27 protein-coding genes are annotated in these 26690 nt (G+C 59.6%); 14 read left to right on the top strand and 13 right to left on the bottom strand.

Annotation, left to right across the window (positions count from 1 at the left end):
* Positions 1–169: 169 nt before the first annotated feature.
* Complete coding sequence (locus tag PVA19_RS14065) at positions 170–1276, bottom strand: TRAP transporter substrate-binding protein (RefSeq protein WP_062427812.1); 1107 nt, start codon at positions 1274–1276, stop codon at positions 170–172.
* Between the two features lie 403 nt (positions 1277–1679).
* On the opposite strand from PVA19_RS14065, the gene PVA19_RS14060 reads away from it, so the two are divergent.
* Positions 1680–2435 (top strand): gamma-glutamyl-gamma-aminobutyrate hydrolase family protein, encoded by a 756-nt coding sequence (locus tag PVA19_RS14060; RefSeq protein ID WP_062427967.1) that lies wholly within the window; start codon positions 1680–1682, stop codon positions 2433–2435.
* Between the two features lie 22 nt (positions 2436–2457).
* Here the strand turns inward: PVA19_RS14060 and PVA19_RS14055 are convergent, their stop codons facing one another.
* The 3 genes from PVA19_RS14055 to PVA19_RS14045 form a co-directional block, all read right to left on the bottom strand.
* A complete protein-coding gene (locus PVA19_RS14055) occupies positions 2458–3420 on the bottom strand; it encodes a 2-hydroxyacid dehydrogenase (protein ID WP_062427811.1) in 963 nt (320 codons plus the stop codon).
* Positions 3421–3595: 175 nt separating this feature from the next.
* Positions 3596–4618 (bottom strand): LacI family DNA-binding transcriptional regulator, encoded by a 1023-nt coding sequence (locus tag PVA19_RS14050; RefSeq protein ID WP_062427810.1) that lies wholly within the window; start codon positions 4616–4618, stop codon positions 3596–3598.
* Positions 4619–4741: 123 nt separating this feature from the next.
* The gene (locus PVA19_RS14045) at positions 4742–5251 is read right to left on the bottom strand and encodes a MarR family winged helix-turn-helix transcriptional regulator (RefSeq protein ID WP_062427809.1); all 510 of its coding nucleotides are present in this window, start codon (positions 5249–5251) and stop codon (positions 4742–4744) included.
* Between the two features lie 79 nt (positions 5252–5330).
* On the opposite strand from PVA19_RS14045, the gene PVA19_RS14040 reads away from it, so the two are divergent.
* The 3 genes from PVA19_RS14040 to PVA19_RS14030 all read left to right on the top strand — a co-directional run bounded on the left by PVA19_RS14040 (position 5331) and on the right by PVA19_RS14030 (position 8575).
* Complete coding sequence (locus tag PVA19_RS14040; RefSeq protein WP_062427808.1) at positions 5331–6125, top strand: creatininase family protein; 795 nt, start codon at positions 5331–5333, stop codon at positions 6123–6125.
* Between the two features lie 115 nt (positions 6126–6240).
* Positions 6241–7389, top strand: coding sequence for a CobW family GTP-binding protein (locus PVA19_RS14035; RefSeq protein ID WP_062427807.1), 1149 nt, complete (start codon positions 6241–6243; stop codon positions 7387–7389).
* A gap of 196 nt (positions 7390–7585) precedes the next feature.
* Positions 7586–8575 carry a WD40 repeat domain-containing protein gene (locus tag PVA19_RS14030; RefSeq protein WP_062427805.1) on the top strand — a complete coding sequence of 330 codons (990 nt, stop codon included), beginning with the start codon at positions 7586–7588 and terminating at the stop codon, positions 8573–8575.
* A 66-nt stretch (positions 8576–8641) separates the two neighbouring features.
* Here the strand turns inward: PVA19_RS14030 and PVA19_RS14025 are convergent, their stop codons facing one another.
* Both PVA19_RS14025 and PVA19_RS14020 read right to left on the bottom strand, forming a co-directional pair.
* The gene (locus PVA19_RS14025) at positions 8642–9088 is read right to left on the bottom strand and encodes a glyoxalase superfamily protein (protein WP_062439409.1); all 447 of its coding nucleotides are present in this window, start codon (positions 9086–9088) and stop codon (positions 8642–8644) included.
* A 427-nt stretch (positions 9089–9515) separates the two neighbouring features.
* Positions 9516–10199 carry an OmpW/AlkL family protein gene (locus tag PVA19_RS14020; RefSeq protein ID WP_443111643.1) on the bottom strand — a complete coding sequence of 228 codons (684 nt, stop codon included), beginning with the start codon at positions 10197–10199 and terminating at the stop codon, positions 9516–9518.
* A gap of 341 nt (positions 10200–10540) precedes the next feature.
* On the opposite strand from PVA19_RS14020, the gene PVA19_RS14015 reads away from it, so the two are divergent.
* Together PVA19_RS14015 and PVA19_RS14010 are read left to right on the top strand one after the other, a co-directional pair.
* Positions 10541–12355: a methyl-accepting chemotaxis protein gene (locus PVA19_RS14015; RefSeq protein WP_274102994.1), complete on the top strand. Its 1815-nt coding sequence runs from the start codon at positions 10541–10543 to the stop codon at positions 12353–12355.
* A gap of 225 nt (positions 12356–12580) precedes the next feature.
* A complete protein-coding gene (locus PVA19_RS14010; protein ID WP_062427801.1) occupies positions 12581–13405 on the top strand; it encodes an AraC family transcriptional regulator in 825 nt (274 codons plus the stop codon).
* 123 nt (positions 13406–13528) lie between these two features.
* Here PVA19_RS14010 and PVA19_RS14005 read toward each other — a convergent pair whose 3' ends face one another.
* Positions 13529–14095 (bottom strand): GNAT family N-acetyltransferase, encoded by a 567-nt coding sequence (locus PVA19_RS14005; protein ID WP_062427800.1) that lies wholly within the window; start codon positions 14093–14095, stop codon positions 13529–13531.
* A gap of 274 nt (positions 14096–14369) precedes the next feature.
* Complete coding sequence (gene odc2, locus PVA19_RS14000; RefSeq protein ID WP_062439396.1) at positions 14370–15503, bottom strand: ornithine/lysine decarboxylase; 1134 nt, start codon at positions 15501–15503, stop codon at positions 14370–14372.
* 542 nt (positions 15504–16045) lie between these two features.
* Here odc2 and PVA19_RS13995 point away from each other — a divergent pair.
* From PVA19_RS13995 to PVA19_RS13985, 3 genes are all read left to right on the top strand, one after another.
* The gene (locus PVA19_RS13995) at positions 16046–16939 is read left to right on the top strand and encodes a LysR family transcriptional regulator (RefSeq protein ID WP_062427799.1); all 894 of its coding nucleotides are present in this window, start codon (positions 16046–16048) and stop codon (positions 16937–16939) included.
* 74 nt (positions 16940–17013) lie between these two features.
* Complete coding sequence (locus PVA19_RS13990) at positions 17014–17661, top strand: DUF1007 family protein (RefSeq protein ID WP_111849346.1); 648 nt, start codon at positions 17014–17016, stop codon at positions 17659–17661.
* Between the two features lie 293 nt (positions 17662–17954).
* Positions 17955–19067 (top strand): nickel/cobalt transporter, encoded by a 1113-nt coding sequence (locus PVA19_RS13985; protein WP_274103307.1) that lies wholly within the window; start codon positions 17955–17957, stop codon positions 19065–19067.
* Between the two features lie 22 nt (positions 19068–19089).
* On the opposite strand, the gene PVA19_RS13980 is transcribed toward PVA19_RS13985, so the two are convergent.
* The 3 genes from PVA19_RS13980 to PVA19_RS13970 all read right to left on the bottom strand — a co-directional run bounded on the left by PVA19_RS13980 (position 19090) and on the right by PVA19_RS13970 (position 21105).
* On the bottom strand, positions 19090–19386 hold the full coding sequence (locus PVA19_RS13980; RefSeq protein ID WP_062427797.1) for a hypothetical protein: 297 nt from the start codon (positions 19384–19386) through the stop codon (positions 19090–19092).
* A gap of 243 nt (positions 19387–19629) precedes the next feature.
* On the bottom strand, positions 19630–20172 hold the full coding sequence (locus PVA19_RS13975) for a GNAT family N-acetyltransferase (protein WP_113180916.1): 543 nt from the start codon (positions 20170–20172) through the stop codon (positions 19630–19632).
* A gap of 99 nt (positions 20173–20271) precedes the next feature.
* Entirely contained in the window at positions 20272–21105 is an 834-nt protein-coding gene (locus tag PVA19_RS13970; protein WP_274102993.1) for a hypothetical protein, read from the bottom strand.
* A gap of 114 nt (positions 21106–21219) precedes the next feature.
* Here PVA19_RS13970 and PVA19_RS13965 point away from each other — a divergent pair, with 114 nt between their 5' ends.
* The 3 genes from PVA19_RS13965 (at position 21220) to nhaA (ending at position 24189) form a co-directional block, all read left to right on the top strand.
* Positions 21220–21657 (top strand): GNAT family N-acetyltransferase, encoded by a 438-nt coding sequence (locus PVA19_RS13965; protein WP_274102991.1) that lies wholly within the window; start codon positions 21220–21222, stop codon positions 21655–21657.
* Positions 21658–21853: 196 nt separating this feature from the next.
* Positions 21854–22798 carry a bile acid:sodium symporter family protein gene (locus PVA19_RS13960; protein WP_113327430.1) on the top strand — a complete coding sequence of 315 codons (945 nt, stop codon included), beginning with the start codon at positions 21854–21856 and terminating at the stop codon, positions 22796–22798.
* A gap of 176 nt (positions 22799–22974) precedes the next feature.
* Entirely contained in the window at positions 22975–24189 is a 1215-nt protein-coding gene (gene nhaA / locus PVA19_RS13955; protein WP_274102990.1) for a Na+/H+ antiporter NhaA, read from the top strand.
* A 96-nt stretch (positions 24190–24285) separates the two neighbouring features.
* On the opposite strand, the gene PVA19_RS13950 is transcribed toward nhaA, so the two are convergent.
* Positions 24286–25017 (bottom strand): SDR family NAD(P)-dependent oxidoreductase, encoded by a 732-nt coding sequence (locus PVA19_RS13950; RefSeq protein WP_274102989.1) that lies wholly within the window; start codon positions 25015–25017, stop codon positions 24286–24288.
* 81 nt (positions 25018–25098) lie between these two features.
* On the opposite strand from PVA19_RS13950, the gene PVA19_RS13945 reads away from it, so the two are divergent.
* Both PVA19_RS13945 and PVA19_RS13940 read left to right on the top strand, forming a co-directional pair.
* Positions 25099–25491: a winged helix-turn-helix transcriptional regulator gene (locus PVA19_RS13945; protein ID WP_062439374.1), complete on the top strand. Its 393-nt coding sequence runs from the start codon at positions 25099–25101 to the stop codon at positions 25489–25491.
* Positions 25492–25662: 171 nt separating this feature from the next.
* Positions 25663–26085, top strand: coding sequence for a hypothetical protein (locus tag PVA19_RS13940; RefSeq protein ID WP_112956484.1), 423 nt, complete (start codon positions 25663–25665; stop codon positions 26083–26085).
* Between the two features lie 170 nt (positions 26086–26255).
* Here PVA19_RS13940 and PVA19_RS13935 read toward each other — a convergent pair whose 3' ends face one another.
* Complete coding sequence (locus tag PVA19_RS13935; protein ID WP_111849333.1) at positions 26256–26600, bottom strand: HNH endonuclease; 345 nt, start codon at positions 26598–26600, stop codon at positions 26256–26258.
* Positions 26601–26690 lie beyond the last annotated feature (90 nt).

Below are 26690 nucleotides of genomic sequence, written 5' to 3'. Positions count from 1 at the left end.
CTCGCCGATATTCCGGCTAGTCTCCGAAATGTTCTGCTTCGCTGCTCAACGCTGCCGATCATAACCAGGCGCCGTTACTTGTCCATAAACGCGCGAGAGCCCTGTTTAAGCTCAAACGAAAAAGCCCGGACCTTTCGATCCGGGCGTCCTATCAATCCTGCTTATAACGTCAGAGCTTGCCGTTGCGCTGCTGTATCATCATGAACGTGTCATAGGTGTACTCGGCGAGCTGCATCCACAGATAGCCTTCCCGCTTGAAGGCGACCTGGTCGTCATAGACCTTCTTGAAGTCCGGGTTGACGGCAGAGATTTCCGCGTAGACTTCGAGAGCCGCCTTGTAGCAGGCGTCCAGAATATCCTGGCTGAAGGGACGAAGCGTTGCACCTTCGGAGACGATCTGCTTGATCGCCTTCGGGTTCTTGGCGTCGTATTTCGCCAGCATGTTGGTGTTGGCGAACGAGCAGGCGTCCTGCAGCACGGCCTGATAGTTCTTTGGCAGGTCGTTCCACTTGTCCAGATTGACGAAGGAGTGGATGACCGGGCCACCTTCCCAGAAGGCCGGGTAGTAGTAATATTTCGCCACCTTCTGGAAGCCGAGCTTGTGATCGTCATAGGGACCGACCCATTCGGCCGCGTCGATCGTGCCCTTTTCCAGCGCCGGGTAGATATCGCCGCCGGCGATCTGCTGCGGCACGACGCCAAGCTTTTCAACCACCTTGCCGGCCAGACCGGCGATGCGCATCTTCACGCCCTTGAAATCGTCGACGGTGTTGATTTCCTTGCGGAACCAGCCGCCCATCTGCACCCCGGTATTGCCGGAAATCATGCCGTAGAGCTTGTGCTTGGCGTAGAACTCGTTCAAAAGCGTGTTGCCATTGCCCTCATAGAACCAGGAGTTGGTCAGACGCGCATTGAGGCCAAAGGGGATCGCGGTGCCGATCGCAAAGGTTGGGTCCTTGCCGACGTAATAATAAGAGCAGGTATGGCACATTTCCACCGTGCCGGAGGAGACGGCATCCGCCGCCTGCAGGCCGGGAACGATTTCGCCCGCTGCAAACACCTGGATGTTGAAATTGCCGTCGGTCGCGTTCTTCACGTGGTTGGAAATATCCTGCGCGCCGCCAAAGATCGTATCGAGCGATTTGGGGAACGAGGAGGTCAACCTCCATGTGATCTTGGCATTTTCCTGCGCGATTGCCGGTGCCGCCAGAACGGTTGCTGCCGCAGCACCCGTGCCCGCAAGCGCACCTTTTTTGATGAATGAACGTCGATCCATATTATCCTCCCAGATACGAACCTGTCATCGTGTCGCATCCCTCCACGCACACGACATCAACTGGAGAAAAGCATGGGCCATGGCAACTGACAAGCGGCCCATGGAAGAATAAATCTCATGACATGCTTGGGAGCGATAAAATTGATCGCTCCATGGGAAAGTCGATCGTCCAAGCGGCATCGTCTTATACTTTAGACCAATAAATTGCGTCACTTACGCAAAGAGAATGCTTGACGAATCCGCCCCTTCGGCTTCACTGACGGCAGCCTTAAGCGTGTTGCGATCTTTCAGATCCGCTCACCCACTTTCGGCCCTTGCTTTTTCGCATGTCGTTATCGCAAAACCGCTGCACGCTTTTGCGCAACATGCTTTATTTCAAGACCGCATCACATTCGGAGCCATCATGTCGAAGCCCATCATCGCGATCCCTGCCGATATCAAACAGGTGGACGGTGCCGAGTGGCACGCGGCGCAGACGCAATATCTCAACGCCGCGCTGAAGGTGGCCGGCGTCATGTCCTTGATCGTGCCCGCCTTCGAAAGCGGCAATGAGGTCGACGCCATTCTCGACCGCGTGGATGGGCTGCTCGTTTCGGGCTCGGCCAGCAATGTGCACCCTTCACTCTATGGCAAGCAGGCCACCGACGCCGATGGCCCCTTCGATGCCGGGCGTGATGCGACGAGCCTCGAACTCATCCGCCGCGCGATCGATCGCGGCATTCCGATGCTCGCCATCTGCCGCGGCATTCAGGAGTTGAACGTTGCCCTTGGCGGCACGCTTGCCAGCGAAATTCAGGAACTGCCGGGCCGCTGGGACCACCGCAAGCCGGACACCACCGAGCGCGACGTGATGTTCAGCATCCGCCAGCCGGTGCATGTGCGCGAAGGCTCCTGCATTGCGGAGCATCTTGGCCTTTCCGGCGAAATCCAGATCAACTCGGTCCACCGCCAGGCGATTGCGCAAACCGCGCCAAGACTACAGGTGGAAGCGACCGCCGAAGACGGCACCATCGAGGCCGTCTCCGTTATTGATGCCGAGGGATTTGCCATCGGCGTCCAGTGGCACCCGGAATATTGGGCCGAGACCGATGGCCCCTCACGCGCTCTGTTCGAAGCCTTCGGCAAGGCCGTGCGGGGGTATCAGGCGAGCAAGGCGTAAAACGCCTCGCTCTCTTTTTCGGTCATCCCTTCACCGGGGTTTCCGGCACCGGCGTCAGCACCTTGCGCTCCGCAAACCAGCCGAGAATATTGTCCGCCACCAGATCCGCCATGGCATTGCGCGTCGGCACCGAGGCGGAGGCGACGTGCGGCAAGAGCGACACATTGTCGAATGCCAACAGCGCTTCGGGCACATTCGGCTCCGAATAGAACACATCGAGACCGGCACCACCGAGCGTGCCGTCTTCAAGCGCCTTGATCAGCGCATCCTCATCCACGCTCGAGCCACGGCCGACATTGATGAAGACGCCATTCGAGCCAAGTGCGGAGAAGATCTCGCCATTGATGGCCTTGTGGGTTTCCGGCGTGCCGGGCACGATGCAGATCAGAATATCGACCGCGCTCGCCATCTCCTTCAGCGAGGCGTAATAGGTGTAGGACAGCTCGTCGCGCTTGCTGCGCGTGTGATAGCCGATCTCCACCTTGAAGGGCTCGAGGCGCTTGGCGATTTCCTGGCCGATGCGGCCCATGCCGAAGAGGCCGACCTTGCGACCGCGCAGCGAGAAGGGCGAGAGCGCAAACGGCCCCTCCTTCACCCACTTGCCATCACGCAGATAGCTCTCGGCCTGATAGAGGCGGCGCACCGTGTTGATCAGAAGCGCAATCGTCGTATCGGCCACTTCGTCATTCAGCACATCCGGCGTGTTGGTGACGATGATGCCGCGCTTGGCCGCATGCTTGGCATCGACGCCGTCATAGCCCACACCGAAATTGGAGATGATCTCAAGGTTCGGCAATCCATCGATCCAGTCCGCATTGACACTGCCGGAGACGGCGACGGCGCGAACGCGCTCCGCCACCTCGGCGGAGATGGCAGGCTTTGCCCCCACAGGTGCGGTCACCACCTCCACCTTGCCTTGGAAGCGCTCCAGCACGCGCGGATGAATTTTTCCCGGAACGAGAACGACGGGTTTTTGATCGGACATGGGCGGTCATTCCTCCTGCAGACGCATTTCCAGAGAGGAGAGCCAGTCGCTCTCAAGACCCGGAAATGCAAAAAATGTCGAAGCGGCGGGACCGCTCCGTGATGCGGAAGGCAAAGCTAACCGATGCGAGACGAAACCGAAACCCGCGAAAAGACGAGATTGGTACTGTCGTGGATTACTGACGCGGAATGCACGGCCCGGTGGACTGGCGGATGCGCATTTCCGGCTTGATCAGGTGAATGCCGTCCGGCTCATGGCTGCCCGCCAGCCTGTCCAGCAACGCGCGGGCCGCAAGACGCCCCACTTCCGCCTGACCGTTGGACACGGTCGTCAGCGAAGGCGTGGAAATCGACGCTTCTTCCAGATCGTCATAGCCGGTCACGGAAATATCCTTGCCCGGCACGAAGCCTGCGCGTGAAACGCCGTTCATCAGGCCGATGGCGACGAGGTCGTTCCAGCAGACCGCGGCTGTCGGTTTCTGTGGCAGCGACAGGAAATTCACCGCCGCCTCGAAGCCGCCCTGCTTGGAGCGGGCACCGGGAATGCGCAGGTTCGGATCGACCTCGATACCGGCCTTGCGCAGCGCATTCACATAGCCCTGATAGCGATCGCGGCCGGTGGAGGTCTGGTCGGTACCGCCCACCATGGCGATGGTGCGGTGGCCAAGGCTGATCAGATGGTTGGTGGCAAGCGAGATGCCGTAGCTGTCGTCGCCACGGAAGGTCGGCATATCGACACCATCCATGGAGCGCGCCACCAGAATGGCTGGCATGCCGTTTTCTTCCGCAAGCTTCAGATCTTCCGTCGGCGTGCCGATCGCCGGAGACATGATCACGCCATCGCTGCCAAGCTGCAGCAGCGTTTCCAGAAAGGTGCGCTGCTTTTCCACCGAGTCGTAATGGTTGGACAGAATGAAGGTCTGGCGGCTGCGATCGAGTTCGCTTTCGATGGCTTTGAGAATTTCGCCGTAGAAGGGGTTCATCACGTCGTGAAAGACGACGCCGATAATACCGGAGCGGGATGTGCGAAGGCTGGCAGCGCGGCGATTATAGATATAGCCCAGCGCGCGAGCTTGATCCTTGATCTTCTCGCGGGTGTCGGATGCCACCAACGGGCTGTCACGCAGCGCCAGAGAAATGGTTGCCGTGGAAAGCCCCAGGCTTTCGGCAATCGTTGAAAGCTTCACCTTCTGCGCCATGTCCCCTCCCCGAGATCGCGCGTCGCACCCCCGCGACGTTTAAATCGTGATTAAACAATTTAAACAACACGCGCAACAGGTTTAAGGGTTTTGCGAACTGTTGAAGGCTTTCACTTCAAATCTTTAATCGATTAAATCGAGGGACTGCAGGTTGGCGTCGATGGCGCGCAAGAGCTTGACCACGTTTTTCACGTCTTTGGCGGACAAACCCTCCACCGCGCGCGCACCGCAGGCCGCAAGCGACGTGTTGATGTGATCGACGCTTTTCTCGCCGGCTTCGGTGAGCTTCACCATGGTCAGGCGACCATCGCCTTCGCCTGCACTGCGCTCGACAAAGCCTTGCGCTTCCATGCGACCGATGGTGCGGGTCATGGTCGGCGCCTTGACGCCAAGCTTCTGGGCAATCTGGCCGGGCGTCATGCTGCCTTCCTGGGCAAGCGCCAGGATCACGCCGTCCTGGCCCGCATAAAGGCCGCTCGTCGCAAGATTGTGGCTGAGCGCCGTGCGCATGGAGCGTGCGGCCTGCGTGATGGATTGCGCCAGCTCTTCCGGGCTGAAGGCAATATCCTTCTTCTTCTGCGACTTGTCCTTCTTGGACGCCTTGTCCTTTTTCGAGGCCTTGTCCTTGCTCATTCAGCCCGTGCCTTTTGCCAGATCGCGAAACGACTATATGATATTGTAACTTCTAACGAATACAGGCGCGGATCGCCATATGCCAAACACATACACGCAATTTGACGACGAAACGATAACAGCCGGATTTCAACCCTCGGAGATAATCGCAGTTCTGCCGCTCGGCGCACATGAGCAGCATGGCCCGCATCTGCCCTTTGAGACCGATACGCTGATTGCGCAAGGCATCGTCGCGCGCCTGAAGGCAGCCCTGCCGCAAGACTTCCCCGTGACTTTCCTACCCGTAGAGCCGGTCGGCTACTCCATCGAGCATATGGATGTGGCCGGCACCAAGACGCTCGCCTTCGATGAGGCCGTCAATCGCTGGCTGGAGATCGTCCGCGCCCAGCACGAGAAGGGCATCCGCAAATTCGTCATGCTGAACGCCCATGGCGGCAATGCGCCGCTGATGACGATCGTCGCGACAGAGGCGCGCAAGCGCTTTTCCATGCTGGCGGTTGCCACCAGCTGGACGCGGTTCGGCCTGCCCGACGGGCTGATTGCGCCGCAAGACAAGGCGATCGATATTCATGGCGGCGATATTGAAACGTCGGTCATGCTGGCGCTCAAGCCGGATGAAGTCGCCACGGACAAGGCAGCGAGCTTTTCCTCCCGCCAAAGCGAATTTGCGAGCCGCTTTGCCCATCTGCGCGCCTATGGCCCGCACGCCTTCGGCTGGATGATGAGCGACCTGAACTCATTGGGCGTCGCCGGAAACGCAGCCGCCGCCACCGCCGAGAAGGGCGAGCAGATCATCGCCCATTCGGTGCGCGGTCTGATCGCGCTTCTGGAAGACGTGCGCGCCTTCGATGTGAGCGACTTCAATCCGTCTTAAGGCCGCAGCATCAAAATTCTTGAACAGAATTTCTTTGAACTGCCTTCTTCGCAAGCCTATATGAACGGCAACATTTTTGTCTGTCGCGGCACTCTGCCGCATATCGAGGTTTCCCATGACCGAAACAATGACCGAAGCAAACACCGCTGCTGCTGCAAAGCCCATTCCCGTTACCGTGCTGACCGGCTATCTGGGTGCTGGCAAGACCACCTTGCTCAATCGCATCCTGACCGAGAACCACGGCAAGAAATATGCGGTCATCGTCAACGAGTTCGGCGAAATCGGCATCGACAACGACCTGATCGTGGAATCCGACGAGGAAATCTACGAGATGAACAATGGCTGCATCTGCTGCACGGTGCGCGGTGACCTCATCCGCGTCGTGGAAGGCCTGATGCGCCGTCCGGGCCGTTTCGATGGCATCATCGTCGAAACCACCGGCCTTGCCGATCCGGTTCCCGTCGCCCAGACCTTCTTCATGGATGACGATGTGCGCGCCAAGACCGAGCTCGACGCCGTCGTCGCACTGGTCGATGCCAAGCACCTGCCGCTGCGCCTGAAGGACAGCCGCGAAGCCGAAGACCAGATCGCCTTTGCCGATGTGGTCGTCATCAACAAGAGCGACCTCGTGACGAAGGAAGAGCTGGCCCGCATCGAAGACATCGTGCGCGCCATCAACCCCTCCGCCCGCATCTACAAGACCGAACGCTCCGGCGTCGATCTTGCCCGCGTGCTGGACCAGGGTGCCTTCAACCTGGAGCGCGCGCTGGAAAACGATCCGCACTTCCTCGAGCACGGCCATGAAGACCATGCCTGCGGCCCGGACTGCGATCATCACCACCACGATCACGACCACCACCATCATGGGCATGATCACGACCATCATGGCCACGATCACCACGGGCATGACCATGACCACCATCATCACGACCATGACCATGCGGCACCGTCTCCCATCCATGACGTGACGGTTCAGTCCATTTCGCTGCGCGGCGGCGAGATGAACCCGGAGCGCTTCTTCCCCTGGATCCAGAAGGTAACGCAGACCGACGGTCCGAACATTCTGCGCCTCAAGGGCATCATCGCCTTCAAGGGCGATGCCGAGCGTTACGTGGTTCAGGGCGTGCACATGATCATCGAGGGCGATCACCAGCGCCCGTGGAAGGACAGCGAAAAGCGCGAAAGCCGCCTCGTCTTCATCGGCCGTGAACTCGACCGCGAAAAACTGGAAGCGAGCTTCCACGCCTGCGAAGCGAAGGCTTAAGCATCCCCCTTCGGGGCCGGTCCAGTTCCACCGGGGCCGACCAAGGGAAGCTTGGGCTCCGCCCTCTCCTTCGCGTCATCCTCGGCCCTCGGGTCAAGCCCGAGGGTGACCCGAGGATCCACGCCGCACAGGGTGGACGAAAACAAACCACCCCATACCGCAGCCAAAACCCATACAGACGAAAGACTCATCACCCATGCCAACCGTTGCTCCTCTTGACCTTGAAGGCCACGTCGTCGCGGCGCATTTTCTGGGCGATATCCCGCTGTTTGCTACCGCCGCCGGCACCATTCACCGTCTCGATGGCGGGGAAAAGGTAACGCAGGCCCATGAAGGCCTGCTCACCTGCATTCGCGATCCCTATAGCGCCACGCTTCTGACGGGCGGCGAGGACGGCAAGGTGCTGCGCATCGGTCATGATGGCGCGGTGACCGAAATCGCCCATGTGCCGCGCAAGTGGATCAGCGTGGTGGCAGGTGGCCCGCAAAATGCCGTGGCCTATGCCGTTGGAAAATCTAGCTTCGTCAAGCTTGCGGACGGCACCACCAAGGAATTCAAGGAAGAGCGCACGGTCGAGGCGATTGCCTTTGCACCCAAGGGCCTGCGTATCGCCGCGGCCCGCTACAATGGCGTGACGCTGCACTGGGTCGCGACCGCCGGCGATCCCGTCGATCTGGAATGGAAGGGCGCCCATACCGGCGTCACATACTCCCCCGATGGCCGCTTCCTTGTCACCACCATGCAGGAAAATGCGCTGCATGGCTGGAAGCTCGATGCGCCGAAAGGTGCTGACGCCCGCCACATGCGCATGACGGGATATCCGGCCAAGGTCAAATCGCTCTCTTGGTCGCCCAAGGGCAAATGGCTTGCCTCTTCCGGCGCACCGGCCGCCATCGTCTGGCCCTTCTCCGGCAAGGATGGCCCGATGGGCAAGCCGCCGGAAGAACTCGGCACCCGCGGCAACATCATGGCCACGCAGGTCGCTTTCCACCCCAGCGACGACGTGCTCGCCATCGGCTTCATCGATGGCATGATCCTCGGTGTGCGCATGGCCGACGGCAAGGAGGCGCTGCTGCGCCGCCCCGGCAAGGGCGCGATCTCCGGCCTCTCCTGGAGCGCCACCGGCAAGCTGCTCGCCTTCGCTTCAGAAGCGGGCGATTGCGGCATCGTCGATATCTCGGCGTAACAACACAAGACGTCTGCAGCGATAGCGCATCCAGTACTGAAATCAGCACTGGACACGCTTGCGCTTTTACCAGGTGAGCTCGACCTGCGCCCGCCCATCGGAGGTCCGCTCCGTCGTGCGACCGCTCGCGTCCACATTGCAATGAACCCGCTGGCGAAAGGCCGAGAAGCTGTCGAAGGTGACGACATCCACCGGATCGTCGAAATGCATCGTCAGACGATAACGCTCCGGATCGCCGCCAAGCGATTGCACGCCAAGGATCGCGCCGGTGAAAGGCTGGCCGAGATAATAGCCGCTGACCCGCGAGCCCAGCATATAGGGATTGAAGGGCGGGCGATTGCCGACGGCGGCATGCAGCGTGTTCCAGTCGCGGTAGCCATATTGCGCCGCGATCAGTTCCAGCGCGCGTGAATGGCCGATGGTTGTCCCTTCGTCAGCAAGGCCAGCGCGAAGACGCTTCGCCTGATCCTTCAGCGTATCGAGACTGGGTAGAGGTGGTGTCGTGTTCCGCATGGCGGTTCTCCTGCATCGGCATACAGTGTCGAGGAGGGGTCCGCATTGCCACCGTCTGCATGCCTGAAAAGGAATGACCGTATCGGAGGTTTGACAGAGAGTTTCACCAAAGCAATGATGCTCGCGGACGGCAGGCACTCTCAACCTGCCGCAGTGTTTAGCGGATTTGTGAGAAGCGGTCAATTTGGCCTGAAGACAGCGCGTTGGAATGAAGACGGTGAGGTGTTGTTAACGCAAAGACGCGGTAGAGACTGAGGCGCTCCACTCCCACCTCCGTCATCCTCGGGCTTGACCCGAGGATCCATAAGCCATTGACGCCGTTGGGAATAATTGGATCCTCGCCTCAGGGGCAAGGATGACGGTGGAGAGGGAGACGCGTGAACGGCAAAAGGGGCCGCACCCTCCGGCGACGCCCTCTCCTGAACCCTCAGAACCGATAGGTCACACCCGCGCCCACCAGCCATGGATCAATCTTCGCCTTGCCGCTGATGTCACCAAAGGCGTCGCTCGTCGCCGTCCATTTGGTATCGAGAAAAATCTTCTTCACGTCGAAATTCACGCCCCAGTTCTTCGTCACCATATAGTCGAAGCCGACCTGCACGGCCGCACCGAAATCGTTCTTCACATCGAGATTGCTGAAGCCCGGCTTTTCGCTCTGGTGATAGAAGAGAGAGTAGTTCACGCCAGCACCCACATAGGGTTTGAAGGCGCCGAAATCGGTAAAGTGATATTGCAGCGTCAGCGTTGGCGGCAAGAGCCAGGTCTTGCCGACATCGATCTCGCCAAGCGACCCCGTCGTTTTGATCTTGGAAAAGGTCGTGCCGAGAATGAGTTCGGCGGCGATGTTGTCGGTGAAGAAGTAGCTGATATCGAATTCCGGGATCACCGTGTCCGAATAGGAGAGCCCGGCACCCGGCACGCCATTGATCGTGCCGCTGTCATGGGTGAGAACACCGAGCGCTCGAACGCGGATCATCCACGGGCTTGCCGCAGCGATCGCTTCTTCAGCCGTGGGGGCTGGTGCAACTTGCGCCAGATCCGCCGCGAAGGCAATGCCGGGCAGAGCGCAGCACAGAAGCGGAAGGATGGCTTTTCGGACGGTCGCAAACACGTTTTCTCTCCTTGATCAGATCGATGAACACGCGTCTTCGCTTGGCGCCCGCAAGGTTTGGACTCGGCGCAAAAGAGCGGAGAAGGTGTGTCGCGCCTTTCCTATCTCTTCGAACGACTGAGGCATTTGAGGTGGATCAAATCGCATGGGAAGGCTCAAGCCCTGGCGCCTTTTGCTCCGAGAGGCCAGAGATTTAAGAAACCTTTAACCACGCTAAAACAGATTATTATTATTAACCATAATTAGTTCGATCTAAACCTATCTTCGCGACGTTATTTCCCGGACTCAAGCTATGACCCTAATGCCGCATCTGGCGATCTAGGGCCCGGAGAAAGACAACCATGCGAGTTTCCATTTCAGCGGCCATCACAGCCACAGGCATTGCCCTGATTGCAGGCGTGCTTCTGACACTTCTGACAGGCGCTGAGGCGCTAAACAGGTTGAAGGTGAATGGCCCGATCTATCAGGACATCATCTACAGCAAGGACCTGATCGCCGATATTCTGCCGCCGCCGCTGTATGTCATCGAAAGCTATGCGCTTGCCAATGAAAGCGCCTTGCATACCGATACGCTGAACACCAACGCAGCACGCATGAAGGTTCTGAAAGACCAATATGAAGACCGTCGCCAATACTGGAAGACGACCACCCTGCCAGATGCCTTGAAGGCCAAGCTTTTCGATGATGTGCTGGTCAAGGGCGACGATTTCTGGCGCGAAATGGAAACCACAACGCTCCCTGCCCTTTTTGCCAATGATCGTGCGGCCATTACCGCATCCTTGAGCGCGCTGCGGGCGAAATTCCATCTGCATGAAGCTGCCGTCAACCAACTGGTGGAGATGGGCAATGTCTTCGGCACGGAGAAGGAGGCCTATGCTGCTTCGCAGACCACCCTGCTACAGGGCGCAAGCTATGGCCTTGGGTTCTTCCTCATTCTTCTGTGCATCGCCTCCACGCTCTTTACCAGACGCCGCGCCATCCGCCCGCTGGGCGACATGACCCACGCCATGACGACGATGGCAGGCGGCGACCTGACGGACGCTCCGCCGCACCTTGGCCGCAAGGACGAGATCGGCGCCATTGCAAAGGCGCTTGCCATCTTCCGCGATGCGGGGTTGGAGAAAAGACGGCTGGAAGCGCAAGCCGAGGAGGCGCGCCAGGCAAGCGATGCCGAACGCCAGGAGCGCGAACGTGAGCGTCTTGCCGATGCCGACGCGCTTCGTTTTGCTGTCGAGCAACTGGGCGGTGGCTTGAGCCAGCTCGCAAATGGCGATCTGAGCCGCAATCTCGAACAGCCCTTCCATCCGCGCTTCGAAACCCTGCGACAGAATTTCAACGAGTCGGTCGCAACGTTGCGCTCGACGCTTCGGGAGGTTCTGTCGGAGACCGTCCAATTGAACCGACAGGGGCAGGAACTGCGTGGCGGCGCCGACAATCTGGCGCGCCGCACCGAGCAGCAGGCAGCCGCGCTGGAAGAAACCGCCGCAGCCCTGGAGCAGGTCACCTCTACCGGCAAGGCCTCGGTATCGCGCGTGGAAGACATGCGCAATCTGGTCAAGGATGCGCGCAACTCCGCCGTCCATTCCTCCGCTGTCGTTGGTGAGGCGATTTCGGCCATGAGCCGCATCGAGACGGCATCGGGTGAAATAGGCTCCATCATCGGCGTCATCGAAGGCATTGCCTTCCAGACCAATCTTCTGGCGCTGAATGCCGGTGTTGAAGCGGCGCGTGCGGGCGATGCCGGAAAGGGCTTTGCCGTCGTGGCGCAGGAGGTGCGCGATCTGGCGCAACGCGCTGCCGCCGCCGCCAAGGAAATCAAGCAGCTGGTCGCCAGATCCAGCCAGGAAGTGGCAGGCGGCGTCGATCTCGTTCAGTCGACCGGTTCGGTTCTGGCCGAAATCCAGGCCGTGGTATCGCGCATCGATCTCAACATCGACGCCATCGCAACCGCCGCTCGCGAACAATCCGTCGGTCTTGCCGAGATCAACACCAGCGTCAACACGCTGGACCAGATGACGCAGCACAATGCCGCCATGGTGGAAGAAACCAACGCCGCCACCCAGACGCTGGCAGATGCCGCCCACACGCTCGCCTCGCTCGCAGGCCGGTTCCAGATCGCCGGCAACGACCAGGCGCAGGTCCAGCGCGCCGCGTAATCCGGATGGTATGATGGCATGGCGGCACCCTCCGCCCTGCCCCCACAAGTGAGATATCGACCTGAAGCGTGGAGCGGTTTTGAAACACCGCAACACGCTTCAGCCTTTTCTGCGTCCCATAAAGCACGCTCTCGACGCACCCTTGCCGTCATCGCAAAGTCAAATACGATCAAGCGCACCAGCCTCCGATCCGCGATAAGGACCGGGTGAAGCACGGGAGAGCCCATGGCCGTTGTTGAAAGACTGATCTGGCAGTTAGAAACGGATTTGCACACAGACCTGTCCCTGACCTCGCTGTCTGAGCGTTGCGCGGTCAATGTCCATCACATGTGCCGGATCTTTCAACTGGCCACAGGCATGTCGATCATGAGCTACGCGCGCGCCCGCAGATTATCCAAGGCGGCACGCGCCGTCGCTCATGGTCAGGACAACATCATCGCCATCGCACTCGATGCTGGCTATGGTTCTCACGAGGCATTCACACGTGCCTTCGCACATTGCTTCGGCATCACGCCAAGCGCTCTGCGAAGCCATCGATCCATCGCCACTCTCGATCTCATGGAGCCTTTTGAAATGAACAAGGATATGATTGTTCCGGTTGCTGCCCCCCGCCAGGAAGAACGCGGCGCGTTGCGGGTGGTGGGACTTGGCATCGACTGCGCCTTTGGCAACACCGGCGCGATACCGGCACTCTGGCAGGCCTTCAACGCCCGCGAAAACGAGGTGGAAAACGCCGTGCCGGGAGCCTTATACGGGGTCTGCTGCATGGGGGACGGCGCCGGCAATTTCCGCTATATCGCGGGAGTAGAGGCAAAAGGCTCGACATCCGGGATGGAGCATATCGATATCCCCGCACACCGATATGCCGTCTTCACCCATAGCGGCCATATCTCGGACTTTGCCAAGACAGTCTATACGATCTGGAACAAGGCACTGCCCGACGCTGGCCTGAAGAGCGCACAGGCCCCGGACTTCGAACGCTACGATCACCGCTCCGATGGGCGCACCGGTCGCGGCGAGGTGGAAATCTGGATACCGATCGTCTCGTGAGTGGATTGCAGGATTGGCCGGGAAGCAGCAGCCCACCCGCTAATAAGAAGAGCCGCCCCCATACCGGGAACGGCTCTCTCATTTCACACAGTCAAATGGCAGACCTCAGGGACTGTTTGTCGATCAGGAAAAGCGACGACCGCTCGCCACCAGCATGCCGGCGGCACCATCCAGCCAACCCGCCTTCAGTTCCAGCGCCAGAAAGCGGTTGCGCTCGAAGGGGCCAGGCATGACGAGGTGCTGGGTCTTGTTCGCGAAGAAGCCGAAGCGTTCGTAGTACGGCGCGTCACCCACAAGCAGGATTGCGCCGTGGCCGCGGCGGGCAGCTTCAGCGATTGCCGCGCGCATCAGCCCCGAGCCGATACCCTTGCCCTCATGGGCGGCATCGACGGCGAGCGGTCCGAGCAGCAGGGCGGCAACCGGGCGGCCTTCGCGGGTCACGCCCGCCTCGACGTTCCACAGGCGCACGGTGCCGATGACATGGGCATCCTCATCACGGGCAACCAGCGCCAGACCTTCGGCAGGCACACGGCCGGCGCGCAGCTTCTCGGAAGACTTGCGGCGGCGGCCGGGACCCATGGCGCGGTCCAGCAGGTTTTCGCGCGCGACGATGTCGCCGGCGTTTTCGGTCTCGATGAAGAATGTCTGCGGCGTGAAGAATGCACGAACCGAATTGAGAACAGCGGCCATCCCGGCCTCCCGTTACCAAGCCGCCCACGAAAGCGGCACCTGCCAGAAACATGTCGCGCAACCATCTTGCAACGACAAGGAATGAACCGTTCCGGCCCGGCGCGCGCCGCAAGCTTATCCCTCGACTGGACAGAGGATTGGCAAGCAGGGTGTGCGCCAGGCCCGGGCGTCAGCCGGGCCGGAACGGGAAGATCCGGGAGAACGCCATCCGCCCCAACGGGCGGCGTCTCGCGCAGATCACATTGCTTTGGATCGAGAAAACCCTGAGACGGGTTTAGATCACATAGGCCTTCAAGGGCTCGAAGCCGTTGAAAGCGACCGCCGAATAGGTGGTCGTGTAGGCGCCCGTTCCTTCGATCAGAACTTCGTCGCCGATGGTCAGCGAGACCGGCAGCGGGTACATGTTCTTCTCGTAGAGCACATCGGCGCTGTCGCAGGTCGGACCGGCCAGAACGCAAGGCTCCATCGTGTCCTCATCGCGCGTGGTGCGGATGGGGTAGCGGATGGCTTCGTCCATGGTTTCGGCCAGACCGCCGAACTTGCCGATGTCCAGGAACACCCAGCGATGGTTGTCATTGTCGGACTTGCGTGAGACGAGAACGACTTCCGCCTTGATCACGCCCGCATTGCCAACCATGCCACGGCCCGGCTCGATGATGGTCTTCGGGATCTGGTTGCCGAAGTGCTTGCGCAGCGCCGTGTCGATTGCCTGGCCGTATTCTTCAGCGGCGGGAACGTCGCGAAGATACTTGGTCGGAAAACCGCCGCCCATATTGACCATCTGCAGGTGGATGCCCTGCTTGGCAAGAGAGGCGAAGACGCGCTTGGCATCGCCAACGGCTGCATCCCATGCGTCGAGGTTCATCATCTGCGAACCGACATGGAAGGACACGCCGTAGGATTCCAGACCCAGCTGGTGTGCATAGACCAGAACATCGACAGCCATCTGCGGCACGCAGCCGAACTTGCGAGACAGCGGCCATTCGGCACCTTCGCCATCGGTCAGAACGCGGCAGAATACGCGCGCACCGGGAGCGGCACGGGCAACCTTCTCGACTTCCTCATGGCTGTCCACGGCGAAGAGATCGATGCCGAGCGCGTGAGCGCGTGCAACATCGCGTTCCTTCTTGATGGTGTTGCCGAAGGAGATGCGGTCGGAGGTCGCACCGGCATCGAGCGCCATCTGGATTTCAGCCACGGAGGCGCAATCGAAGTTGGAGCCCATGGAGGCGAGCAGCGACAGAATTTCAGGAGCCGGGTTGGCCTTGACGGCGTAATAGATCGCGCTGTTCGGCAGGGCATGCCGGAACGCATGGAAGTTGTCACGCACGACGTCGAGATCGACCACAAGGCAGGGACCTTCGGGACGGCGGGTATTGATGAAGTCGAGGATGCGAGCAGTCGTCATCGTTGTGTTCCCTAACTTGATCCGGCTCCGGAAAATTCCGGAGGACAAAGAACGCTCGAGATATGCAAGACGAATCAGCCGGTGGAGGCGCAGATTCATTCGCATACGCTCAAGGCGCAAATATGAACAACGCCCTGCCAGGAGCATTATTCGGCTTTGTCTGCCATGGGATTGGAGGGAATCATACCCAACCGCACTTACGGCAATGATGGTGTGCCTCTTCAGTACCCCGGCTGATGGAAAGCCGGCAGAGAACCAGAAAGGCCCGCACCGTCGTTGCTTCGTATGTCCTCGCATATCCGGTTGGCCGGAACAGCGACTGGAGGGGTTAATTCCAGGTACCTTACCGAACTCCTCACCACATCGAGGGTCGGCGGACACACATGGGCACGTGCGACTTTGGGCAGACAGGGAGATAAGAATATTCGCCGTCATAATCAAGAGGATTTTTTCAGCATGTCGCGAATTTTTTCGGCAGTGCTTTTCCTGTTGGACAGTGGATTCCAATCGTTCAATTATATGGAACGAACAGGAGTTTATGAATGGACACGCTGACGCGCATTCGCGCCTTTATCGACGTGGTCGAAGCGGAAGGTTTTTCGGCCGCCGCACGCAAGACCGGACGCTCCAAGGCGCTGCTGTCCAAATATGTCCGGGAGCTGGAAGACGATCTCGGCGCGCTGCTTCTCAACCGCACCACACGGCAGTTTTCGCTGACGGAAGCCGGCCATACCTATTACCGCACCGCCTCCGACATTCTGAAAGAGATCGACAATCTTGCCGACCTGGTACGCGAGAAGAATTCCGATCTGAAGGGCAAGCTGAGGCTTTCGGTGCCGCGCACCTTCATCGATGCCGATGTCGGCCAGAGCCTCATCGATTTCGCCCGCGAAAACCCCGAGCTTTCCATGGAGATCGTCGCCGACGACCGCTTCGTCGATCTGATCGAAGAAGGATTCGACCTCGCCATCCGCATCACCAAGCTGGAGGATTCCGGCCTGATTGCCCGCAAGCTGTCGGATTTTCGCGTTCACGCGGTGGCGACACCGGATTTCGTCGCCCGCCATGGGCCACTGGAAAACCCGCAGGATCTCGGAAAAGTCCCCTGCATCATCGATACCAATTCCCGCTTCCAGAACCACATCCGCTATTTCGAGCCGGGCGGCGGCACCAACTCGGTGGCAACGCGCGGGCCGATCGAGGTTAACAGCCCGCAGGCCACGCTGCGCGCCGCGCGCTCTGGGTTAGGCGTCGCCATCGTGCCGGACTTCATCGCCCGCCCACATATCCAGTCGGGCGAGCTTGTGACGCTTTTCGATGATTATATTTCCCGCGATCGCGGCATTTACGCGGTCTATCCGCACCGGCGCTATCTGCCGGCCAAGGTGCGCAGCTTCGTCGATTATCTGTCCAACTGGTTCCGAAAGAACGGTTGATCGGCTGGCCGCCGAAATTCAGACCCAATTTGTTATAGAGTAACCGCAGATTCGCCCGAGGATAAACGCGGCCCATGAAAAAACGTCTTCTGCCAATGGCCGCCTGCGCCGCCGCCTGTCTTGCGCCGCTCACCGCCTTCGCCCATCCGCATATTTTTGCCGAAGCCCGCATGGAAATCATCGAAGGCGCGGATGGCAATGTGCAGGAAGTGCGCAACATCTGGCGCTTCGACGAGATGTTTTCCGCAAGCGTGGTGCTGGATTACGACAAGAACAGCGACGCCAAGCTCGACAAGGAAGAGCTCGCCGAAATCGGCAACACGGTGCATGAATCGCTGGCGGAATATTCCTATTACACCTTCATCGCGGTGAACGGAAAGAACATCGACTTCAACAAGCCGGACGTCATCCATGTGGATTACAAGGATGGCCAGATCCTGATGTTCTTCTCGGTCAAGCCGAAAAACCCGCTGCCGGTGAAGGGCAAGCTCTCCTTCGGCGCCTGGGACCCGACCATGTATACGGCCATCGATTTTGCCAAGGACACCGACATCGTGGTGAAGGGTCCGCATCTGGCCGCCTGCAAACACAAGGTGGTGCGCCCGGACCCGGATGAAATCATCGCCCAGAACCAGAGCAGTCTCACCGACGCCTTCTTCAACGACCCGACCGGCACCGACATGACCAAGCTCTTTGCGACAAGACTGGAACTGCAATGCTAGAGGATGGCGTTTCACCACAGGGAGCCCGGCAGGCTGAGGGATTGATGATTACCCTGAAACGCTCGCTTTGGGTCATCCTCGGGCTTGACCCGAGGATCCATGTTTTCAACGGCTCATGGATGGTCAGGTCACCCTGGGGAGTGACCATGACGCCGGAGAGGTCATTGGGTTGGCAAGACTCCTCCCGCCGCGCAGACGCGCGACGACTGGATTCCTCTCACAAGGACAGGAATGAGGGAAGCAAGCTTCTCCTCGCGCTCACCACCCTCACCCTTCTCTTCGCCTCCCTCAGCATCGCCCACGCCCAATCGCCGCTCGGCATCGGCTCGGCCGAACCTTCCATTTCCGTCGGCGGGCCGCTGGCACCCTTCTTCCAGTGGATCAACGTCCACCAGCAGAGCTTCTACCGCGCGCTGACCGGCGCGCTGAAAGCCATGCGCGAAGACCCCTGGGCGCTGACCTCGCTGATCGGCCTCTCCTTTGCCTATGGCGTATTCCATGCGGCCGGCCCCGGCCATGGCAAGGCGGTGATCTCCTCCTACATGATCGCCAACGAGACGCAGCTGAAACGCGGCATCCTGATCTCCTTCGTCTCGGCGCTGATCCAAGGCGTCGTCGCCATCGGCCTCGTCGTCGCGGCCTATTTCGTGCTGCGCGGCACCTCCATCACAATGACCAAGGCGACGCAGGCGATGGAAATTGCCAGCTTTGCCATGGTCGCGCTCTTCGGCGCCTGGCTCTTGGCGCGCAAGATCTGGAGCATGCTGCATCGGCGCGCTGACCATCACGCGCTCGCATCCCCGCAAACGCCCGCACCGGCCCTTGCCGCATCGTCATCGGCCTCACCTCTTACAAGCGCCAGCCTGTCCGCCAGCCCCGTGCTCTCGTTCAAGGCAGCCGAAAACGGAACGACCGGCTTCGGGGAGACCGCAAGCTCAGCGCCCCGCCGCACCGGCATGGGCAGCGGCTTGCGCTTCCAGGGCCAGCCGGTCTTTGCCGATCACGCCCAAAGCGGCAGCGGCGATCTCTGCGATGCCTGCGGCAAGGCGCATGCGCCCGACCCCCTGCTCTTCCAGTCCCGCACCTTCAGCCTCACCGAAGCCTGGTCGGCCATTGTGGCGGTGGGCCTGCGCCCCTGCTCCGGCGCCATCATCGTCATGAGCTTTTCCATGCTGAACGGCCTGCTGCTCGGCGGCATGCTCTCGGTGCTTGCCATGTCCATCGGCACCGCCATCACCGTCTCACTCCTCGCCATCCTCGCCGTCACCGCCAAGGACGCCGCCATCCGCTACGCCGGAACCGGCAGCCGCCGCGCCTCAAGGATCGCCAATGGGATCGAGATTGCGGGCGCGCTGGTGGTGCTGTTGATGGGACTGGCTTTGTTGGGGGCGTCGTTGCAGGCGTGAGGCTTTGCCGGACAGCAGCCCGCTAGGCTCTGCTCGCCTTATTGATTTTCACAGCTTTCGGTGAAGCTGTGGCGCTGACTGCACTTTCTGTCTTGTTACGTCCGTTATCCTTGGCCTCGTAAAGCAGCCTGTCGGCGCGTTCATAGAGGGAGGCTAGGTCTCCGTCGCCGGAAATAGACATGAGCAGATGCACCGCCTCCAGCGCACTTCTGCGCGACAACAGATATTGAGGAAGCACACGATCCGCTGTGATATAGAACCGAAGCAGCACCCGCTCGGCGTCGATCGAAAGTTTCTTCCGTGCGCTGAAGCACAGCACCTCTGCTCATCCCGAGCAACCGCCACGAGGTCTTCCGAAAACGAGGCGGTAGTCCAACAGGTGACACGGATATTGGCGGAATCGGCAGCAGCGGTAACGGTAGCGCTAAGGAGTGCCGCCGTCACCAAAAGCAGAGAGGCCATCAGACCCTTAAAGAAGCTGCCCGGAATTATGTGCTGATGCTAATGGAGAAACCTTCTGATAGCGTTAAGGGGGGTGCAGCTCGTAACGGTCCCGCGCGCCTCAGCCAAGGCTTCCATTCTCAGGAGGGGGCGTCATCGGCCGACCGTTGGCGAGCAGCGCCCACCTCTCGTGGTCACGCCACGATCCCTCGACTTTCAAATACTGAGTTGAAAATCCTTCCTTCTTGAAGCCCACCTGTTTTATCAACGACAGAGAGGCAATGTTTTCGGGCTGAATGTTCGCCTCCAGCCTGTGCAGGCCGAGATCATCAAAAACATGACAACAAGCATTGCGGACGCCCTCAGTCATGAAGCCTTTGCGTGACCAATCCACCATGCCGTAATAGCTTAGATACGCGCTTCGAAATACGCCCCAAACGATCTCACTGATGTTCACGACACCGACGATTGCGTCGCTCTCGGCCTCTCGAACCACGTAACCTAGATTCGGCCCGGTCAGAGTTCTTCCGTACCAAGCATCAAAACCTTCGCGATCGACGAAGGGTTTAACCCATGGCGAATGGAAAGCAGCGCTTCTTCGGTTTGCATCGATGAGTGCATCCGCATCCGCGGGCAAGATGCGTGAAAGTTTAATTTTTGACATTCCTTCAACTCAACAGCTTCTGTCGCCTGAGAACTGCTCTTACGCTTTTAGCGCGCATTGGATGTTGTGAACTACTGCGTTGTATTACTGCAGCGAAGGCTATCCCTTCGCCTTCGGCTTCTTTGCGAGCGTTTTAGGCACCTCAGGCGTGAAAGCGAGCCCCGGCTCCTCCTCAAGCGAGTAAACCTTGGTGATCAATCCAGTTTTGAGTGCCTCTTCATCCAGCACGTGGTAAAGACCATGCGGCGTGGCCAGTCCCATCATGGCGAAAACGTCTTTGGATTGAACACCCATGGCGTCAAGATAAGTACCCAACTTCTCTTTAATGCGGTCGTCCTTGCGGGTGGAGATGGCATCGAGATTGCGCTTGTTCACAGGTCCATAGTTTCGGTCTTTCTTGCCGTTTGTAATCTGGTGGAGACCGATCGATGTGTTAGGCGCTGCCGCACGGTTGACGCCGCCCGCAACGACTAATGGACAAGCAGAAAAGCAATAGGCCCCGCCGCTGCGCACTGTGCCAGAGGACCAGCCGCCCTTGACCATTTTCTCCTTGCACCGCGGATCAAGCATTGGACAATCGTTCAGTTGGGTGCGTCCGATAGCGGTATCGAGCTTGCGGTTGCGGATCATCTGGCCAATTGCCAAAGCGGCGTCGACGTCACCTCCGACAGATTGGATGACGATGGGAAGTTTACGGTTCTTCAGCGTCGACAGAAAAGCGGCAAACCGCGTCGGTGTGGCGTACGTTATCGCTCCCTCTGCCGAAACCCACTGCACGCATGAGTTGCTGCAATCCCCGTCAGAGACGAGGATAAAATTCATTGGCCGATCACCAGGATCATCGGCGGCTGCGGCGTATGTTCTCAACAAGGTGATGAGGGCCAGCGCAAAGACGCCGCTCGAGAATTGTACGAACCGGGCCAATTTTGGCATGGACATCCCCCAGATGATCGCCAATTCTACGCCAATCCAATCGGCGTCGCAATTAAAGCCTTGTCAGCATGAAGCCGTATTTGTCAAAACGAACACTTCAACATGCAGGAGCACATGAAGACGAAGATCAGACCCGCCAATCCCGCCGATGTTCCAGCCCTGTTTCACATTCGCACCTCCGTTCGTGAGAACCACCTGAGCCGCGAACAACTTGCCGGTCTCGGCATCACCGAGGCGTCGATTGCCGAGATGATTTCTGCTGCACCCTGCGCCTGGGCCGCGGTTTCGGGCGATGAGGTCGTCGGGTTCTCGATGATCGATATTGCCGAAGGATCTCTCTTCGCTGCCTTCGTTCTTCCCTCACATGAGGGGATGGGCATAGGGGCAAAGCTGGTGGATGCCGCTGAGAATGAGCTGTTTCGGCACCATTCTGAAATCTGGCTGGAAACCGCTGAAAATAGCCGCGCCGCTGGCTTCTACCGGCACCTTGGCTGGAGCGACGAGATCAAGGTTGAGGGCGATCAAATCAGGCTGACAAAAGCGCGCCCTTGATGTCTTCTGCTGGGCGACGGATGAACTCGCCGATGGGTGCAAGCGCATCGTCCCCGATTGCAGCTGTCGTCCACATGCCTTCTGAAAGCAGGCAACGGCAATATTAGCAGACACGCAACAACCCAGCCAAACTGACCTTGACAGTCAAGCTGACGCATCTAGACGTCCCGCTTGCATTTCTTTGGAGGGACAGATCATGAAGGCACTGGCGCAGATATCGTCGTTCGTTGGCAAGACATTCGCGGCCTGGGTGGTGCTGTTTGCGGTCCTCGGCTTCTTCTTTCCCGACACGTTCAAGCAGATCGGTCCATGGATCGTGACGTTGCTGTCCATCATCATGTTCGGCATGGGTCTTACCCTTTCGCTTGATGACTTCCGCGAGGTGGTGAAGCGGCCCTTCGATGTGACGATCGGCGTTCTTGGCCAATTCCTGATCATGCCGCTTCTGGCTGTTCTTTTGACCAAGTTCATTCCGATGCCGCCGGAAGTGGCGGCAGGCGTGATCCTGGTGGGCTGCTGCCCAGGTGGCACGTCCTCTAACGTCATGACCTATCTGTCCAAGGGAGACGTGGCGCTCTCTGTTGCCTGCACGTCGGTCACCACGCTTGTGGCTCCCATCGTCACGCCCTTCCTCGTCTGGCTGTTTGCCAGCCAGTACCTGCCCGTCGACGGTTGGGCGATGTTCATGAGCATCATCAAGGTGGTGCTGATACCGCTGGCGCTCGGCGCAATCCTGCAGAAACTTCTGCCCGCTTTCGTCAAGGCCGCCGTCCCTGCTCTGCCGCTCGTCAGCGTTATCGGCATCGTCCTCATCGTCTCGGCAGTTGTCGGCGCGTCCAAGGCGTCCATCGTCCAATCCGGCCTGATGATCTTCGCCGTCGTTATCCTTCACAACGGCCTCGGCTACCTGCTGGGCTTCTTTGCGGCGAAGGCCTTCGGCCTGACGCTTGCCAAGCGCAAAGCCATTGCCATCGAGGTCGGCATGCAGAATTCCGGCCTCGGTGCCGCCCTTGCAACGGCTTATTTCTCGCCACTTGCCGCCGTGCCCAGCGCCATCTTCAGCGTGTGGCACAACATATCCGGCGCACTTCTCGCCAACTGGTTTGCCGGACGGGTGGAGGACGAACAAGCGCGGCGCTGAAACGTCGACTTGCCCGGCAAAAAACCTTAAACCGCACGCGCAAGATGCCGGTTTTGGTGGAAAAACGCACCAAACTGGGCTATGATTGAACCTGAAAGCGCGTGCTGCGTGCGCTGCGGGTTCCCCCGAAATCGACGGAGACTAAGATCAACTTCCAACAAAGGGAGGGTGAGCCTGTGTCTTCGACATCAAATCCAGGTCGCATCAATTCCACACTTCGCAAGTTTCTCGACAACGGGGCCTCGGGTGGCCTCGTGCTCATGGCCGTCGCACTTCTAGCCATCATCACGGCCAACTCGCCTCTGGCTGAAGACTATTTCCATATCCTCCACGTCTATATCGGACCGCTGAGCATCCAGCACTGGATCAACGACGCCCTGATGGCGGTGTTCTTCCTGATGGTGGGTTTGGAAATCAAACGCGAAATGCTTGACGGTCAACTCTCCAGCTGGAGCCGCAGGGTTCTGCCGGGTGCCGCCGCAGCGGGCGGCATGGTGTTTCCGGCACTCTTCTACGTCCTGCTGAACCGCGACAATCCAGCCGCCTTGCAAGGATGGGCCATACCGACAGCGACGGACATCGCTTTTGCCCTTGGCGTGCTCTCCCTGTTCGGATCGCGCGTCCCGACCTCGCTGAAGATCTTTCTTGCAGCGCTGGCCATCATCGACGATCTCGGTGCGGTCATCGTCATCGCTCTGTTCTATACGGCAGACCTGAACCTGGTCGCTCTTATCGGCGCCGCTCTCGTTTGGGGCAATCTCTTCATCTTCAGCAAGATGAAGGTGAAGGTGCTGTGGCCCTATCTCGTCCTTGGCGCCGTGCTCTGGGTGCTCGTATTTGCGTCCGGCGTTCACGCAACACTGGCTGGCGTGATGCTGGCGCTGACGATCCCGCTCAAGTTGACGCCCGGCACACCGGAAGCGACGCCGGACGAGTCGCCGCTTCATCGCCTCGAGCATGCGCTGCACAAACCCGTTGCCTTCATCATCGTGCCAATCTTCGGCTTCGCCAATGCAGGCGTTTCCCTTTCGGGTCTGAGCCTGTCGGTGTTTACCGAGCCGCTGACAATGGGTGTGGCGGGAGGCCTTTTCTTCGGCAAGCTCATCGGCGTATTTGGCGTCGTCGCCGTGCTCGTGAAGCTCGGTCTGGCGCAACTTCCCGCCCAGGCAAGCTGGGGACAGGTGGCAGGGACGGCACTTCTCTGTGGCATCGGGTTTACGATGTCGCTGTTCATCGGCTTGCTGGCATTCGACGATCCGGCGGTGCAGGATCACGTCAAGATCGGGATTTTGATGGGATCGCTCGTGTCCGGTTTGAGCGGCGCCCTGATCCTGACACTGACCAGCCGGCGGCAGACGACATCGCAGCGTCCAGTCCACACGACAGCCTGACGGCTCCACATCGCCACCATCTTGGAGCCGCAGGCTCGCGATGGTGATCGTGGCCGCCCGACCCCTTCAAGGTCGGGCAGCATCTTCCATCCGCCCTTAAGCCTGCCGCAACCCGCCATCGACGCAGAGCTCGGCGCCGGCGATATAGCTCGCCTCATCGCTCAGCAGAAACAGCGTCGCCGCGGCCACTTCCGCGGGCCGTCCCATGCGGCCCATCGGGATCGGCGCGACGATGGCCGCGCGCACGTCGTCTGCGACTGAGGCCATCATGTCCGTATCCGTCGGGCCGGGTGCGACTACGTTGACGCGGATGCCTTTGGGGGCGAGTTCGGCCGTCCAGGTTCTTGCATAGGAGCGGACGGCCGCTTTGGTGGCGCAATAGGTTCCGTAACCTGCGTAGCCTGCGCTACCGGCAATCGACCCGATAAGCACAGCTGAGCCTCCTTCTCTCATTGCAGGCAGAGCGGCCTGAAAGCCGAAGACCATCCCTCTCACGTTGACGTCGAAGTGGCGGTCGAAATGCTCCGGCGTGATCTCGGCAATCTGTGCATATTCGGAAAGACCGGCATTCAAGACCAGCGCGTCGATATGGCCATGGGCTTTGCGGGCGGTTTCGACAGCCGCGAGCATGTCTTCCGGAGAGCTTGCATCGGCAGCAATGCCGACCGCGCCATTGCCGATGCTCTGGGCTGCCTTTTCGGCCTCCTCACCCTTGCGGCTGGTGAGGAAAACCTTTGCGCCTTCGGCAGAAAGCCGCTCTGCTATGGCGAGGCCGATGCCCTTCGCGCCGCCTACGACCAGAGCCACCTTGTTGTTCATGCGAGCCATCGTAATTCCTTTCAATCAATGGTCCCGCCATGATATACGGTGGATATCTGATATCAATTACGCACCTTGGATAGCCTAGATATGGACGAGTATACCGACCTGGAAACCCTCTCTCAGCAGGCGCTCTGCGATATGCCGAAGGTCCGCCCGGTGCTGGACAAGATCGCCGACAAGTGGACGATCCTGATCCTGACGGTGATCTGCCCCAAGCCATCGCGTTTCAACGAAATCAAGCGGCGTCTGGATGGCATCACGCACAAGGCGCTGGCCGATGCGTTGAAGAGGCTGGAGCGCAATGGGCTTGTCACCCGCACGGTTCTGCCGACGCAGCCGATCGGCGTTGAATATGCCATCACGCCGCTCGGCCACTCCCTGCGGCAGCCATTCGAAGCCCTGTGCGCCTGGGCAGCTGAAAATAGCGACAGGATCGACGCGGCAGCGAGAACCTATGACGATGCGAAAGATGGTCGGTGAGGGCGTGGCTTTGTCCGGGGGCTGCGCTCATTCCTCAAGATCACGCTGATCGGCGGCGGGCTTTCGCCACAAAACCATTGAAGCTTGTGGCCTGACGCCATAAAGCCTGCTCCCAAAAGATCTGATGCTGGCGATCGCCGACCCCTGATCGGGAAGCGTGGGGCAGCAAGCATGGCAGCGAACAAAGGAACGCAGATGTCGATCACGGTACAGAAGACAATCCCCGCGCAGCGCATGCGCCAGTTCGATGAGATGGTCGATCGCTGGCTGGCCGAAGGCCCGATCAAGCTGGCAACAAATGCGACGATCACCGCCATGGACAATGCCGATATCCCGAAGGAAGAACAGGCCGCGATCATCGAGGACCGCGATATCATCATGCGCTACAATATGCGCCTCGGTGTCATCAGCGAACTCTTCGCCCCCGCCATCGAAAAGGCGGTGGGGTCATCGAGGTCGGGAAGCGAAGCGCAGGACGAGATCGCCCGGCTGATCGTGACGGCCATCGGCATCCGCCAGAGCGACGACAGCGAACTGGTGACATTCACCTTCGCGACCCAGGAAGAGGCGGATATCTTCGACCTATCCGTCTGAGGCAAGGATCGTCATAAGACAAGCGTCCTTTGTGCGTCCAATAGGATGCACGGCGCTTTAAAGCGTGTCGCGATCTTTCAGATTCGCTCCCTACGCTTTTAAGTCCTTGTTTTGTCGCATGTCGTCATCGCAAAACCGCTGCACACTTTTGCGTGGACCATGCTTTAAGACTAGCGCCCTCGCCCGAAGGACTGCCGTGATCCCCTGGCGGAATCCGCAAAGCCCGGAGGCTTGTTTTTCACCCATGCGACGAATGTCTGCACAGCAGGCTCCTCCAGAATGGCCTCGATCGTGGAGAACTTCTTGGCGAGTTGGGCGTCGGTGAAGATCGAATGGATCTGGTCGTGGCAGATCCGGTGCAGGGACACGGTCTGCTTCCCGCCCTTGCTCTTGGGAACGAGATGATGCTGGTCCATCTGATCGTCGGGTATGACGCGCTGGCACAGCGCACAGATCACCGGCTCCGGCTTCGGCTCGTCCCACGACTCCTGCTCATCCCTGTTCTTTCGGGCCATGGGGTAATCTCTCCTGGTATGGACTGGGATGCCGCTTGCTCGGCACATCCGGGTATGACGACCCGGATATTCTTAGCACGAAACGGTCAA

Origin of the sequence: Agrobacterium sp. CNPSo 3708 (genome assembly GCF_028674915.1) — a bacterium.
Classification (GTDB): Bacteria; Pseudomonadota; Alphaproteobacteria; order Rhizobiales; family Rhizobiaceae; genus Agrobacterium; species Agrobacterium cavarae.
Note: the sequence above shows the minus strand (reverse complement) of the source record. Positions and strands in the feature narration are given on the sequence as shown.

Excerpts from the sequence above, each read along its gene's own strand:
- PVA19_RS14065 (WP_062427812.1), bottom strand. The coding sequence starts at position 1,276 with ATGGATCGACGTTCATTCATCAAAAAAGGTGCGCTTGCGGGCACGGGT.
- PVA19_RS14060 (WP_062427967.1), top strand. The coding sequence starts at position 1,680 with ATGTCGAAGCCCATCATCGCGATCCCTGCCGATATCAAACAGGTGGAC.
- PVA19_RS14055 (WP_062427811.1), bottom strand. The coding sequence starts at position 3,420 with ATGTCCGATCAAAAACCCGTCGTTCTCGTTCCGGGAAAAATTCATCCG.
- PVA19_RS14050 (WP_062427810.1), bottom strand. The coding sequence starts at position 4,618 with ATGGCGCAGAAGGTGAAGCTTTCAACGATTGCCGAAAGCCTGGGGCTT.
- PVA19_RS14045 (WP_062427809.1), bottom strand. The coding sequence starts at position 5,251 with ATGAGCAAGGACAAGGCCTCGAAAAAGGACAAGGCGTCCAAGAAGGAC.
- PVA19_RS14040 (WP_062427808.1), top strand. The coding sequence starts at position 5,331 with ATGCCAAACACATACACGCAATTTGACGACGAAACGATAACAGCCGGA.
- PVA19_RS14035 (WP_062427807.1), top strand. The coding sequence starts at position 6,241 with ATGACCGAAACAATGACCGAAGCAAACACCGCTGCTGCTGCAAAGCCC.
- PVA19_RS14030 (WP_062427805.1), top strand. The coding sequence starts at position 7,586 with ATGCCAACCGTTGCTCCTCTTGACCTTGAAGGCCACGTCGTCGCGGCG.
- PVA19_RS14025 (WP_062439409.1), bottom strand. The coding sequence starts at position 9,088 with ATGCGGAACACGACACCACCTCTACCCAGTCTCGATACGCTGAAGGAT.
- PVA19_RS14015 (WP_274102994.1), top strand. The coding sequence starts at position 10,541 with ATGCGAGTTTCCATTTCAGCGGCCATCACAGCCACAGGCATTGCCCTG.
- PVA19_RS14010 (WP_062427801.1), top strand. The coding sequence starts at position 12,581 with ATGGCCGTTGTTGAAAGACTGATCTGGCAGTTAGAAACGGATTTGCAC.
- PVA19_RS14005 (WP_062427800.1), bottom strand. The coding sequence starts at position 14,095 with ATGGCCGCTGTTCTCAATTCGGTTCGTGCATTCTTCACGCCGCAGACA.
- odc2 (WP_062439396.1), bottom strand. The coding sequence starts at position 15,503 with ATGACGACTGCTCGCATCCTCGACTTCATCAATACCCGCCGTCCCGAA.
- PVA19_RS13995 (WP_062427799.1), top strand. The coding sequence starts at position 16,046 with ATGGACACGCTGACGCGCATTCGCGCCTTTATCGACGTGGTCGAAGCG.
- PVA19_RS13990 (WP_111849346.1), top strand. The coding sequence starts at position 17,014 with ATGAAAAAACGTCTTCTGCCAATGGCCGCCTGCGCCGCCGCCTGTCTT.
- PVA19_RS13975 (WP_113180916.1), bottom strand. The coding sequence starts at position 20,172 with ATGTCAAAAATTAAACTTTCACGCATCTTGCCCGCGGATGCGGATGCA.
- PVA19_RS13970 (WP_274102993.1), bottom strand. The coding sequence starts at position 21,105 with ATGCCAAAATTGGCCCGGTTCGTACAATTCTCGAGCGGCGTCTTTGCG.
- PVA19_RS13965 (WP_274102991.1), top strand. The coding sequence starts at position 21,220 with ATGAAGACGAAGATCAGACCCGCCAATCCCGCCGATGTTCCAGCCCTG.
- PVA19_RS13960 (WP_113327430.1), top strand. The coding sequence starts at position 21,854 with ATGAAGGCACTGGCGCAGATATCGTCGTTCGTTGGCAAGACATTCGCG.
- PVA19_RS13950 (WP_274102989.1), bottom strand. The coding sequence starts at position 25,017 with ATGGCTCGCATGAACAACAAGGTGGCTCTGGTCGTAGGCGGCGCGAAG.
- PVA19_RS13945 (WP_062439374.1), top strand. The coding sequence starts at position 25,099 with ATGGACGAGTATACCGACCTGGAAACCCTCTCTCAGCAGGCGCTCTGC.
- PVA19_RS13940 (WP_112956484.1), top strand. The coding sequence starts at position 25,663 with ATGGCAGCGAACAAAGGAACGCAGATGTCGATCACGGTACAGAAGACA.
- PVA19_RS13935 (WP_111849333.1), bottom strand. The coding sequence starts at position 26,600 with ATGGCCCGAAAGAACAGGGATGAGCAGGAGTCGTGGGACGAGCCGAAG.